Here is a 13067-nt window from a genome sequence, read left to right as displayed (position 1 = left end):
TCATGACTGAGATGTTGTCCGAATTAGAGAAAGAACAAGAATCAGAGCATTCTAGTCCAGCGCCCAAGTTTATTCATCTTAGAGTCCATAGTGACTTTTCAATGTGCGACGGTTTGAATAAGGTTAAACCGATCATAAGCGCGGCTGCTGATGCCAAAATGCCAGCGATTGCGTTAACAGATCAAACTAACCTTTGCGGCTTAGTAAAATTTTATCATGCAACTCACGGAGAAGGGATAAAGCCGATTATCGGTGCTGACATGTGGGTGAAAAGCGAAGAATTTGGCGATGAGTTATTTCGTCTTGTTTTACTTGCTACAAATAATGTTGGTTATAAAAATCTCACTGAACTCATTTCTAAGGCTTATTTGCGCGGACACCTTAAAGGCCGAGCGGTTATGGATAAGGCATGGTTGGTTGAACATGCCGAAGGTATTATCATTTTATCTGGTGGGCGTGAAGGGGATGTCGGTAAAGCGCTCCTTAAAGGTAATCAAGCTATAGTCGAACAATGCATTTCGTTTTATCAACATCACTTTGCTGATCATTATTATCTTGAATTAATTCGTACCGGCCGTGAGGATGAAGAACGCTATCTTCATCAAGCCGTTGCTCTGGCAGGACGAGCAGACCTTCCAGTCGTTGCTACAAACGAGGTCGTCTTCTTAACCGAAGAGTTATTTGAAGCGCATGAAATTCGTGTTGCTATCCATGATGGTTATACCTTGGATGATAAACGTCGCCCTAAAAAATACAGCCCGCAACAGTATCTGCGCAGTGAAGCTGAGATGGTTGAGTTATTTGCTGATATACCAGAGGCCTTAGCTAACAGTGTCGAAATAGCCAAACGTTGTAATGTCACGGTTCGTTTGGGGGAATATGTATTACCAGACTTTCCAACTGATGGGATGCCGATTGAAGATTACCTCGTTAAGGTTTCAAAAGAAGGTTTGGAAGAGCGTCTTGCCTTTTTATTTGATACTGAAGCCCCCGATTTTGAGGAAAAGCGCAAAGAATATGACGACCGCTTAATGGTTGAGCTTGAAGTTATTAATAACATGGGCTTTCCAGGCTACTTCCTTATCGTCATGGAGTTTATCCAGTGGAGTAAAGATAATAATATCCCTGTGGGACCAGGACGTGGGTCAGGGGCAGGTTCGCTGGTAGCATACGCATTAAAAATTACCGATCTCGATCCGCTCGAATATGATCTGCTTTTTGAACGTTTTCTTAATCCAGAGCGCGTTTCAATGCCAGATTTTGATATCGACTTTTGTATGGATCGTCGTGATGAAGTTATTGATCATGTTGCTGAGCTGTATGGGCGAGATGCGGTATCGCAAATTATTACTTTTGGTACCATGGCTGCGAAAGCGGTTATTCGAGATGTTGGAAGGGTATTAGGTCATCCTTATGGTTTTGTTGATCGGATTTCTAAATTAGTTCCAGGTGATCCAGGGATGACCTTGGCAAAAGCGTTTGAAGCTGAACCTAAACTGCCTGAGGTCTACGCCCAAGACAGTGAAGTGCGCGATTTAATTGATATGTGTCGTATCCTCGAAGGTACAACTCGAAATGCCGGTAAACATGCAGGTGGGGTTGTAATTTCTCCAACAACGATTACTGATTTTGCCCCGCTTTATTGTGATGATGAAGGTAAAAACCCAGTCACTCAGTTTGATAAAAATGATGTTGAAGATGCAGGTTTAGTTAAATTTGACTTCTTGGGGCTTAGAACGCTAACCATATTGCAATGGGCTATAGAGATGGCCGATGCAAAACTGCTAAAAGAAGGTAAAGAGCCGATAAATATTGCGGCAATTTCACTTGAAGATAAAAAATCTTTTTCTTTGCTACTTAAATCGCAAACTACGGCGGTATTCCAGTTAGAATCCAGTGGCATGAAGTCATTGATTGATAAACTAAAACCTGACTGCTTTGAAGATATCATCGCTTTAGTAGCGCTATTTCGACCTGGTCCATTGCAGTCAGGCATGGTTGATAACTTTATCGAACGAAAGCATGGTCGAGAAGAAATATCTTACCCAGATTCAACCTGGCAACATGAAGACCTCAAGCCCATATTAGAACCTACTTACGGTATTATTTTATATCAAGAGCAGGTTATGCAGATTGCTCAGGTACTTGCCGGTTACACCCTTGGTGGCGCTGATATGTTGCGTCGTGCAATGGGTAAAAAGAAACCTGAAGAAATGGCCAAACAACGTGCGGGCTTTGAAGCTGGGGCGGTAAATCGCGGTGTAGATGGCGAACTCGCGATGAAAATCTTCGACTTGGTAGAAAAATTCGCAGGTTACGGTTTTAACAAATCACATTCTGCCGCTTATGCGTTAGTTTCGTACCAAACGTTATGGATGAAAGCCCATTATCCAGCACCATTTATGGCAGCAGTTATGTCTGCTGATATGGATAATACCGATAAAATCGTTACCTTAGTCGATGAATGTAAAAACATGGGCATCGACTTATTACCGCCGGATGTAAATAGTGGCCAGTATAAGTTTACGGTAAACGATAAAGATCAGATAGTTTATGGTATTGGGGCGGTAAAAGGGGTAGGTGAAGGGCCAATTGAAGCGATTATTAAGGCCCGAGAAACTGGCGGTCCATTCGTTGATTTATTTGATTTTTGCGCGCGTATTGATTTAAAGAAAACCAATAAACGCGTCTTAGAACGTTTAGTTAAATCTGGCGCAATGGATGCCCTAGGTCCCAAGACAGCAGATGGCCCCCATCGCGCTGCATTATTTGAAACCTTGCCTGAAGCTATTAAAGCTGCTGAGCAGCACGCTAAAGCACAAGCTATTGGTCAAGATGATCTGTTTGGGTTAATTAATGAAGAACCCGCGGATAACCGACAAGCGTTTAAAGAGGTTGCTCCTTGGCCTGAAGAGGAGTGGCTGCAAGGTGAAAAAGAAACGTTGGGACTTTATTTAACGGGTCACCCCATCGATCGTTACTTGAAAGAAATTAAAAAATATTCGACCGGACGCTTGGTGAATATGCAACCAACAGGTAAAGACCGAACGGCTACCGCGGTTGGGTTAGTCATTGGTGTTCGAGTATTGACCAATAAACGTGGCAGAAGATGGGCGTTGGTGACCTTAGATGATCGTAGTGCTAGAATGGACGTTAGGTTATTTCCTGATGACTATGATAACTTCGCTGAGTTGTTAGTCACAGATGCTATTTTAGTCTGTAGTGGACAGGTCAGCTTTGATGATTACTCAGGTGGTAATACAATGACCGCCCGAGATATTATGACAATTGCAGATGCGAGGGAAAATTATCTATCCTCTATTGATTTAAGTGTAGATAAGTCGTTAATATCGACAGAATTTACCACAAAGCTGGCGCAGGTATTAACACCCTATAAAGATGGTACCTGTCCTGTTCGTGTGTTTTATCAAACCGAAGAAGCGCAGGCGATGCTAGAGTTAGGTGTGCAATGGCGAGTGACGCCAGAAGATAAACTACTTTACCAAGTTAAAGCGCTGTTAGGTGATGAAAACGTTGCACTGCAGTTTAAGTAGATAACAAGAATTTTAATTGATGATGCAGCGGCGTCATCAAGACATTGATAAATGAAAAAGAACCTAGGTAATAAATACATATGTCATTAAGTTTTTTAGATTTCGAGCAGCCAATTGCTGAGCTTGAAGCAAAGATTGAAGAGTTACGTTTGGTAAATGATGGCCAAGAGCTTAACTTAGATCTTGAAGAGCAAATCACGCAACTGCGCGAAAAAAACAATGAACTCACCAAGAAAATTTTTTCTGGTTTAGATCCGTGGCAAACGGCGCGAGTGGCTCGTCACCCTCAACGCCCTTATACCTTTGATTATGTTTCACGCATGTTTACTGAGTTTGATGAGCTAGCCGGTGATAGAGCGTATGCTGATGACAAAGCGATTGTTGGCGGTACCGCTCGATTAGATGGTATTCCAGTGGTTGTGATTGGTCATCAAAAAGGACGTTCAACCAATGAAAAAGTCAAACGTAACTTCGGTATGCCAAGACCTGAAGGGTATCGTAAAGCGCTTCGTTTAATGAAGATGGCTGAGCGTTTTAATATGCCGATTGTCACTTTTATTGATACCCCAGGCGCTTATCCTGGTATTGGCGCAGAAGAGCGTGGGCAAAGTGAAGCAATCGCGACTAACTTAAAAGAAATGGCGAGACTAAACGTACCTATCGTATGTACCGTTATTGGTGAAGGTGGCTCTGGTGGCGCCTTGGCAATAGGTGTCGGAGATAGGGTCAATATGCTTGAATATTCAACGTATTCGGTTATTTCTCCTGAAGGTTGTGCATCCATTTTATGGAAAACCGCTGAGAAAGCGTCAACAGCCGCAGAGGCAATGGGGATCACCGCACGTCGAATTAAAGAGCTTGGTTTAATTGATAGAGTGATTGATGAGCCATTAGGTGGCGCTCATCGTGATATGGATACCATGGCTGCTATGTTAAAAGAAGCAATAAAAGCCGATATCAATGAACTTGCTAAGCTATCGAAAGAAGAGTTGATAGAGCAACGTTATCAGCGCCTAATGTCTTACGGTTATTGCTAGAGTTATCAGGTGGTTAATATGTGCTATATTAACCACCTATAATTTTTACAGACAGCAATCGTTAGCTCACTCGCGTCATGCCTCACGTTCCACGTCACCCCATTCAACAACAATTAATCGACCAATGTCGTCAGTTATCTTGTCAAACCATTATCATAGCCTGTAGCGGTGGTGTTGATTCTATGGTGTTGCTAGATGAACTAGCCCGCTTAAAATGTGCAGGTGAGATCACACAAGCATTATCGGTCATCTATATCAATCATGGAATTAGTGAAAATGCTTCACATTGGCAAGCATTTGTTAAGCAACAGTGTTTGCAACGTGATTTAGCGTACCAGGCCATTAGCGTATTTTTGCCAGACGGAAAGGGTCTCGAAGATAGCGCGAGACAAGCGAGATATGCGGCATTTGCTCAACATAGTCCTCAAGGAAGTGTCGTATTTACAGCGCATCACCAAGATGACCAGGTTGAAACATTGTTGTTAGCGTTAAAGCGCGGAGCTGGAGTAAAAGGCCTAGGAGCCATGCAAGCTCGCAGCAGGCTATCAACAGTCGATGGAGAGGTTGACATCGTACGACCATTATTGTCTATCTCTCGACAGCAAATTGAGCTTCGAGCTCAAGCACTTGGCTTGTCATGGATTGAAGACGAATCCAATGCTGATAATCGTTTCGATCGTAACTTTATTCGTAACCAAGTGTTGCCTTCCATCAATCAACGTTGGCCAAGTTTCTCTCAAACCGCTACTCGTAGCATTGAACATTGCCAGCAGGCTCAGCAATTGATTGAAGAAGTGGCTGAGCAAGATTTAGCACAATGTCGTGAGAATGATGTTCAATTAAATATTGAAACATTATTAACTTTAAGTGACGCTAGAAGAAACTTTGTATTACGTCAGTTTCTGGCTTCACATCAATTACCGGCGCCGAGTAGCCGTATTTTAATGCAAATCTCTAAGCAGTTATTGGCGGGTAAAGATAAGTCTCCTCAAGTAAAGGTTGGTAGTCATTGGTTAAGGCGTTATCGCAACCGTTTGGTATTGACTAAGGATTATGCGGACTTATCGAATTGGCAGTGCACCGTCGAGCTAAAACAGTTAAAGGAACATTCGGTTGAGGTGCAATTACCTGATAACTTAGGGCGATTACGTTTTAAGCTCAGTCAAGATAAGCTGTCAACATGCCAAGAAAAACACGTGAGTGAGGCTAGAAAGGTAAAGGGGAAAACACCTTTATCAAGTCAAGCGATGACATTGTCGATACCTGATTCAACTGAGCAAATGACGCTCTCTTTTGTCCATAACAATCCCAGCGTTTTACCGGACTATCGTCAGCATAGTCGGCCGCTTAAAAAAGTCTTACAGGAATTATCGCTCGCACCATGGCAGCGACAACGTATTCCATTTGTTTATCAGCAACCAACCAACGCTTTGATTTGTGCACTTGGTTTATTTGTTTGCCAATCATTTATCACAGGTAAGAATGACATTGAAATTGAGGTGGTATGGAGTCAAGACGGTGAGTTACCTGATTAGCACTAGACAAGCTCTAGCTATCAATGATAAAAAGCCTTTACATAACAAGAATAACACATAGTATTTTATGACAACTCAATCTCTCTCTTTTTTTGAAAAATTAAACCGTGTAAATATCGTTAATCAAATCATTGTGGCGATAGTGCTTGGTATTGTTTTGGCTATGGTTTCGCCTGAGCTGGCAAAATCGTTATCATTATTAGGTTCGTTGTTTGTTAATGCACTAAAAGCTGTTGCGCCTATTTTGGTGTTCGTATTAGTGGCCTCGTCAATAGCCAATCAAAAAGTAAACACCGATGCTGACTTAAAGCCAATAGTCGGTTTGTATTTGATCGGAACGTTAAGTGCTGCGGTGATCGCGGTATTGATCAGTTTTTTGTTTCCAACGACATTAACACTTGATTTAGCTGGAGCTTCGGCAAATCCACCGCAAGGCTTAAGTGAAGTATTACAAACATTAGCGTTTAAAATTGTTGATAACCCAATCAATGCGATTGCAACAGGCAATTTTATCGGTATTCTCGCATGGGGCTTAGGTTTAGGATTTGCGCTTAAACGCGCTAATCAAGCAAGTAAAGATATGGTACATGATGTTGCTGAAGCGATCTCTAGTATTGTAAAAATTGTTATTCGCTTTGCGCCGTTAGGTATCCTAGGTTTGGTTGCCAATACTGTAGCAACAACAGGTTTTGATACCATGGCGGAGTTTAGCCATCTCGTGATTGTCTTACTTAGCTGTATGGCGATCATTGCGCTAATCGTCAATCCGCTTATTGTCTTTTTAATTACTAAGAAAAACCCGTACCCTTTAGTGTTTACCTGCTTGAAGGGCTCTGGCATCACAGCTTTCTTTACGCGAAGCTCAGCAGCCAATATTCCAGTGAATATGGAGTTATGTCGAAAGTTAGATTTGCATGAAGATACCTACTCTGTCTCAATACCGCTTGGTGCAACGATTAATATGGCGGGAGCGGCGATAACGATCACGGTATTAACCTTAGCAACGGCAAATACACTAGGCATTGAGGTGGATTTTGCCACAGCAATCTTATTGAGTGTTATTGCCTCAGTTTCAGCATGTGGCGCATCGGGGGTTGCTGGAGGGTCGTTATTATTGATCCCACTCGCTTGTGGTCTATTTGGCATTAATAATGATATTGCCATGCAAGTGGTTGCAATTGGTTTTATTATTGGGGTTATCCAAGATTCGGCCGAAACGGCACTTAACAGTTCAACTGATGTTGTTTTTACTGCTGCCGCATCTCACCATATTACCAAAAACCTCTCTTAAGAATGTCGTAGGTAATGCAATTAGAAAAGCACGCTTGAAGCGTGCTTTTTAGTGATAAGCAAATGATACTTATTACTCATAGGCATTTAGGCTAATAAAAGGCATAATAGCCGCAAAAATTTTAGGGACACTATATATGCCAATTGAAAATGCATTAAAAGCGAGAAGTGAAGATAAATGTGAACTTTGTCGTGCTGATGAAAACTTATCCGTATACCCAGTGCCGCCGACAAGTGATGGCAGTGCGCAACAGTGTATATATATTTGCAATACGTGTTTAGCGCAAATGTCAGGGGAAGAAGAGCTTGATAATAATCATTGGCGTTGTCTTAATGACAGCATGTGGAATCAAGAGCCCGCTGTGCAAGTGGTTTCATACCGTATGCTGCATAAATTATCGAGTGAAGCATGGGCTCAAGATGCGCTTGATATGATTTATTTAGAAGATGATGTTAAAACATGGGCAGAGCAGGGGATTGCAGCAGAGCAAAGCAATGGGCCAACTCGTGATAGCAACGGAGCCGAGCTACAAAATGGCGATAACGTCACCTTGATTAAAGATTTAAAAGTTAAAGGAGCTAATTTTACCGCAAAACAAGGTACTATGGTGCGAGGTATAAGTTTAACCGATAACCCTGAGCATATCGAAGGCAAAGTCAACGGTACAAGAATCGTTCTTGTTGCAGCTTATTTGAAAAAGGCCTAACAATTCATATAACACCCTCATTGTAATGGCACTCATCACAATGAGGATGCAAATACATTGTTTTATAGCGATAGTTACTTTATTTTATGCTTTTTCCATTTTCCAAATTAATTACGCATTCTCCGTTTGCATTAAGGTTAAATGATAAGCTATCAGCAATAAACTCTCTGTTTGAGAATCGAATCGTTATTTTACTTTTTAGATTGTTGTTTAAAGAATAAACATTAACATTACAAGTTTCTAGGGTCAGTTCATCGATAAAGCTCCCTTTTGAAATTTCGACGCCACTTTCCTTTATTTCTGACACTTGCTTTGCTTTTCCATTTAGCACTCGATTTTCTATTGCTGATGAACTGAGGGCGTATAGGTATAGGATAAATAGTAAGTATTTCATGATGCTCCTTGCTTAAAATAAAAGTAAACGCTTCCTTAAGAAGCTTTAATAAACGATTAATAAATGGGTTATAGAGAGAAAATAAGCCGAGTTTTAGCTATTGACATCGTTATTTCAACTATGCCTCAAAACTGCATTAGCTATCGCCCATGCGACAAAGCAAATACCAAAAGTTGCCTTAGCTATTTTTAATTTCTTATTTGACTGCTTTGCTGCTGACCAAAAGAACATACCAGTTGGTAATATTACACCTAAATAGTATGTGCCTGGCGCGATTGTCCCTACAGGATGTTGGTTTGCGTAAATAAGGAAGCATAAGGCAGCGATCAAAGCTATAAAAAATACTCCTACTGCAGATTCTGCGAATGCTATAAATCGATCTACTTTACTTAATAATACTGAACTCAAAATGTTCTCCTTTACTGAGTTTTAATGATAGAAATACGTATAAAGCAATAATTACCCTTGCTTCTTGCTTAAATCAACCAATCTTTTTTTATGTTTGGCTAACTGAGGTGAAACCTTTTCACTAAATTTAATCGCATTATCGATTTGTTCAATTGCTTCATTTATCTTTCCTGACTGTTCATAAACATTCGCTAAGTCGGTATAACATTGGATACATGACGGGTAGTTTTTAGTGTTGAACTTAAATAATGCAATTGCTTCGATGAAGTCATTGTTTATACTTAAATGGTAATCAGCTGCTTCATTTATGATGTCTCTCGGTGGTTTAACTTCGTAACCATATCGTTGTGATAGCATCTGATAATATTTTTCAATGGCTTGCAAACCATCTTTTAATGGCTCAAAAGGTATATACCAAGGTTCATATAAATCTCGAAACGCATTGAATTGACCGACAACAGGGGTTGTTCCATGTTTTTCACGATCAAAATAATCTGTTCTGAATAAAAAATTGTTGGGTTTATTAAGTTTTAGCGTGGCTTCTAATGCTAGGACAGCACTTCGCATAGCGAGTCCTCTAGGGCTGTCACTTATTAGCCCTTCATTACCAATATTCATGTAAAGATAATTAGAAAACTGTTTTGTATTAGTCAAGAAATCAATAGCCTTCTTAACCGTTGCTTTGTTGTTCCAATACAAAGAAGGACTATGCGCAAAATGCGCTTGGAACAAACTTGGTCGAGAATGAAGGGTATGAATAACTAAAAGGCCACCAAGTGAATGCCCTGAAAATAACCTGAAGTTTTCAGTACTATATTTTTCATTTATAAAAGGAATTAGCTCTTGTTCAATAAAATCGAGAAACTTTTCACCACCGCCTGACGACTTTCTTGTTTCAATTTTTGTCGGTGTATAATCTCTCATTCTATTTTTACTTGAGATACCTACAACGATCATGTCAGGCATCATCTTGCCTGATGTTAAGTAACTTAATGAGCCTACCGTATGAGAGAAATTACGCTTTCCATCTAATAAATACAAAACGGGATATTTTTTTGAGTCACTATAGCTTTTCGGCAGGTGAATCCATAATTCGTAATTTTCTTGTAAAACAGTTGATGTTATCTCAGTTTTAAACCCTATATTTATATTATGGTTTGCAACAGCGACGGAATCGAAAGAAGCGAGGAAAAAGCAAATAATTGTATATAGCCAATAGCTAATTGATAGCCTTTCTTTCATGAATTAATTCCCTTTATTTTGTTCTAACTTAGATGTTTTATTAAAGGACCAGAGTGACCTGACTCTCTTTGCTACAAAACGCTTTATTAGGAGGAGTTATTCTTAGTAATAACGTTAATACCTCACCACTTCCATGTTTTCATTAATCCGAAAGCTAGCAGTTATTTTAGTTCAAATCAATAACATATTATTAACAAGTGTCATTAACCATGTGAGAACGAGAAAAATGCGCACTAAAACATAACAACAATGATCAGATGACTTTAAAAGTAAAACGTGTTGTTCTGCCCGGCTGCCTTACTTTAAGCGCGTGCTATCTGCTTTGATCTTTATGATGTGCTAAGCGAAAGGATGAAACGGTTTAATCTTTTTTTCGTATTGAAATCAATAAACCTAAAAAGATTTAAGAAAAACTTAGTTTTCTTGCCACTCTAATTCATCCAACACTCGGCGCGCTTGAGCTAATGTACAGTTTGTTACGTGCATTAACTCAGTGACGGTTATCGTAGGTCGCTTTTGTGCAATCGCGAGAAGTTGCTGATGTGAGAAGCTTTCCTGATGTGTGCGCAATAACTTGCCTAACCATAGCCAACTGTCTTCATTGGCGGTTTCGATGATATCAATAATTGCGATTAGTTGTTCGTTGGTTGCCTTTAACAACCAATTTCGAGACCTGCCAATTCGTTGTAGTTCACAACCTTGTGCTCTGATCTCTGCTTTCAAGGCGTAGGCTTTGAGAATTCGGCGAAGAAATGATGGGAGTACTATTTGCGTTACTTTGGGCATAATAAAATCGCAATCATTACATTGAAAAGCCAGCGTTTTGCTGGCTTTGTATGTGCAATTGTTGGTTTTCTACCACTTTTTCTTTGGTTGGAATAATAAATCCAAATCATCTTCTTCAGCTTTGGCTTTCTTCGCTGCATCTGAAGCATTGCTGCTTTTAAGTGCTTGAGTAATTTCCTCAAGTTGACCTTCAATTTCAGCTTTTTTCGCCATGGTATAGTCGTTCTGAATTGAATGATCATTTAATGTTTGCAGTGCTTTTTCATAATACTGGCGAGCAGAGCCTAACATTTCTTTCTGGAAAGCTTGGTTCCCGCGCTTATGTAAGCTTTCTATATTTATCTTGAGTTGCATTGCATCGAGTTTTAAGTCTTCTTGCATAAAGTTTTGCGCATCTAAGACACCTTTTGATTGCTCTGAGCGCAATACAGCTCTGAGCTTTTTAATGGTCTGCAAAATAACAACTAGCTGTTGTTCATTATCTGGCAGTACAAACATTTCCGAACTTTGAGCAGCAGAGGCCATATCTTTTGCTGCTTCTAAACGAGATTTCATTTCCTGAACGTTTGACTTAAACGTTTTGTTTTCTGGAATGATAGCAGCCATGGCTTTGGCGGCATTAAAATTACGACGATTTAAAATTTCATTAACGCGAGGGTTTGGCGGTAAATGGGCTAGATTGAGTAGTAACTCTTCAGTTTCGTCAATAATGGCTTTTTGCTTAGCGGCTTTTGCCCGCTTTTCTTGTTCGATTTTTTGTCGATGTTGTTGTATCGCATTTACTACGACAACAATCACAACTAATGCGATAACCAAGCCAATTATGATACCCATATATTATTCCAATTCAGAAATTTTAACTAAGTAATTATCAGTCTACAAAAAATGTCTCTTAAAGCATAGTGTTAAGTTGGTAATATCGAGATATTCTTATGGTGTTATTTTATTACAGTATAATGCGTTGTTAGCGCTTCGTTAATCAATTATTACGGCTGAGCATGTAATTAAACTACAAAGCAAGCATTATTTTCATCAAAATGCATCATTTTAGTGAAATAATTAAAATTATTATGGAATATATGTTCAATTAAGTATATATTTTTGGCATAAGTCATCCTTTGAATACATTATGAAACTGCAACAACTGCGCTATATTGTCGAAGTACAAAATAATAATCTTAATGTTTCTGCCACAGCAGAAAGTTTGTTCACCTCCCAACCTGGTATTAGTAAACAGGTAAGAATGCTCGAAGATGAGTTAGGGATCCAAATATTTGGACGCAGTGGCAAACATCTAACGCATGTTACCTCAGCAGGTAAAGAAGTTATTAATATAGCGACAGAGATCTTATCGAAAGTTGAGGCGATAAAGTCGGTGGCCCGTGAGCACACTCAGCCAGATGAAGGTAAGTTGAGAATTGCCACTACTCATACCCAAGCTCGTTATGCTTTGCCTGAAGTTATTCAAGGCTTTATGAAGAAGTATTCAAAAGTTTCGATGCATATGTATCAAGGGACTCCTGCTCAAATAAGTGATGCGGCGTCAAAAGGTGAAGCAGATTTTGCTATTGCCACAGAGTCTTTTCATTTATATAACGATCTGATCATGCTGCCTTGCTACCACTGGAATCGTAGTATTATTGTTCGTAAAGATCATCCATTGGCCACCAAGCAAAACATCACCATTGAAGATATCGCCAAATACTCGTTGGTGACTTATGTTTTCGGATTTACTGGTCGCTCAGAGCTTGATGCAGCGTTTTCTAATGCCGGGGTTAAACCAAAGATAGCGTTTACTGCTACTGACGCAGATGTTATCAAAACCTATGTCAGACTTGGTGTTGGTATCGGCGTTATTGCAACGATGGCAATGGATAAAGAGCTTGATAAAGATTTGGTTACCATAGATGCAAGCCATTTATTTAAAGCGAGTACCACGAAAATAGGCTTTAGACGCGGTACATTCTTAAGAGGCTACATGTTTGACTTTATTGAGCGCTTCGCACCACATTTAAATAGAGATTTAGTCACTCGTGCGGTGCTGTTAAAAAACAATGCCGAAATTGAAGAGATGTTCGCTAATATTGAGCTACCAACACGTTAATCTTGTTTGA

The 13067-nt window shown here is 39.9% G+C and carries 11 protein-coding genes; 6 read left to right on the top strand and 5 right to left on the bottom strand.

What is annotated here, in order from left to right; translation table 11 throughout:
• The first annotated feature begins 11 nt into the window (after window positions 1-11).
• The 5 genes from dnaE to ACSLUH_RS02835 all read left to right on the top strand — a co-directional run bounded on the left by dnaE (window position 12) and on the right by ACSLUH_RS02835 (window position 8123).
• A complete protein-coding gene (gene dnaE, locus ACSLUH_RS02855) occupies window positions 12-3554 on the top strand; it encodes a DNA polymerase III subunit alpha (protein WP_448564672.1) in 3543 nt (1180 codons plus the stop codon).
• An 80-nt stretch (window positions 3555-3634) separates the two neighbouring features.
• Complete coding sequence (gene accA / locus ACSLUH_RS02850) at window positions 3635-4591, top strand: acetyl-CoA carboxylase carboxyl transferase subunit alpha (protein ID WP_448564389.1); 957 nt, start codon at window positions 3635-3637, stop codon at window positions 4589-4591.
• A gap of 77 nt (window positions 4592-4668) precedes the next feature.
• Complete coding sequence (gene tilS, locus ACSLUH_RS02845; RefSeq protein WP_448564387.1) at window positions 4669-6126, top strand: tRNA lysidine(34) synthetase TilS; 1458 nt, start codon at window positions 4669-4671, stop codon at window positions 6124-6126.
• A 67-nt stretch (window positions 6127-6193) separates the two neighbouring features.
• Window positions 6194-7417 carry a serine/threonine transporter SstT gene (sstT, locus tag ACSLUH_RS02840; RefSeq protein ID WP_448564385.1) on the top strand — a complete coding sequence of 408 codons (1224 nt, stop codon included), beginning with the start codon at window positions 6194-6196 and terminating at the stop codon, window positions 7415-7417.
• A gap of 136 nt (window positions 7418-7553) precedes the next feature.
• Window positions 7554-8123: a PhnA domain-containing protein gene (locus ACSLUH_RS02835; RefSeq protein WP_448564383.1), complete on the top strand. Its 570-nt coding sequence runs from the start codon at window positions 7554-7556 to the stop codon at window positions 8121-8123.
• 79 nt (window positions 8124-8202) lie between these two features.
• On the opposite strand, the gene ACSLUH_RS02830 is transcribed toward ACSLUH_RS02835, so the two are convergent.
• The 5 genes from ACSLUH_RS02830 to ACSLUH_RS02810 form a co-directional block, all read right to left on the bottom strand.
• Window positions 8203-8517, bottom strand: coding sequence for a hypothetical protein (locus ACSLUH_RS02830; protein WP_448564381.1), 315 nt, complete (start codon window positions 8515-8517; stop codon window positions 8203-8205).
• 114 nt (window positions 8518-8631) lie between these two features.
• Window positions 8632-8925, bottom strand: a complete 294-nt coding sequence (locus ACSLUH_RS02825; RefSeq protein ID WP_448564379.1) for a hypothetical protein — start codon at window positions 8923-8925, stop codon at window positions 8632-8634.
• Between the two features lie 51 nt (window positions 8926-8976).
• The gene (locus ACSLUH_RS02820) at window positions 8977-10167 is read right to left on the bottom strand and encodes an alpha/beta hydrolase-fold protein (RefSeq protein WP_448564377.1); all 1191 of its coding nucleotides are present in this window, start codon (window positions 10165-10167) and stop codon (window positions 8977-8979) included.
• Window positions 10168-10581: 414 nt separating this feature from the next.
• A complete protein-coding gene (locus tag ACSLUH_RS02815) occupies window positions 10582-10953 on the bottom strand; it encodes a ribosome recycling factor family protein (protein ID WP_448564375.1) in 372 nt (123 codons plus the stop codon).
• A gap of 69 nt (window positions 10954-11022) precedes the next feature.
• Entirely contained in the window at window positions 11023-11787 is a 765-nt protein-coding gene (locus ACSLUH_RS02810; protein WP_448564373.1) for a hypothetical protein, read from the bottom strand.
• Window positions 11788-12082: 295 nt separating this feature from the next.
• Here ACSLUH_RS02810 and cysB point away from each other — a divergent pair, with 295 nt between their 5' ends.
• Entirely contained in the window at window positions 12083-13057 is a 975-nt protein-coding gene (gene cysB, locus ACSLUH_RS02805) for an HTH-type transcriptional regulator CysB (protein ID WP_448564371.1), read from the top strand.
• The last annotated feature ends 10 nt before the right edge of the window (window positions 13058-13067 follow it).

It is taken from the genome of Thalassotalea ganghwensis, from assembly GCF_053485795.1.
This window is presented reverse-complemented; position numbering and strand designations above follow the sequence as displayed.

Coding starts and splice junctions, on each gene's coding strand:
- dnaE (WP_448564672.1), top strand. CDS start 12: ATGTTGTCCGAATTAGAGAAAGAACAAGAATCAGAGCATTCTAGTCCA.
- accA (WP_448564389.1), top strand. CDS start 3,635: ATGTCATTAAGTTTTTTAGATTTCGAGCAGCCAATTGCTGAGCTTGAA.
- tilS (WP_448564387.1), top strand. CDS start 4,669: ATGCCTCACGTTCCACGTCACCCCATTCAACAACAATTAATCGACCAA.
- sstT (WP_448564385.1), top strand. CDS start 6,194: ATGACAACTCAATCTCTCTCTTTTTTTGAAAAATTAAACCGTGTAAAT.
- ACSLUH_RS02835 (WP_448564383.1), top strand. CDS start 7,554: ATGCCAATTGAAAATGCATTAAAAGCGAGAAGTGAAGATAAATGTGAA.
- ACSLUH_RS02830 (WP_448564381.1), bottom strand. CDS start 8,517: ATGAAATACTTACTATTTATCCTATACCTATACGCCCTCAGTTCATCA.
- ACSLUH_RS02820 (WP_448564377.1), bottom strand. CDS start 10,167: ATGAAAGAAAGGCTATCAATTAGCTATTGGCTATATACAATTATTTGC.
- ACSLUH_RS02815 (WP_448564375.1), bottom strand. CDS start 10,953: ATGCCCAAAGTAACGCAAATAGTACTCCCATCATTTCTTCGCCGAATT.
- ACSLUH_RS02810 (WP_448564373.1), bottom strand. CDS start 11,787: ATGGGTATCATAATTGGCTTGGTTATCGCATTAGTTGTGATTGTTGTC.
- cysB (WP_448564371.1), top strand. CDS start 12,083: ATGAAACTGCAACAACTGCGCTATATTGTCGAAGTACAAAATAATAAT.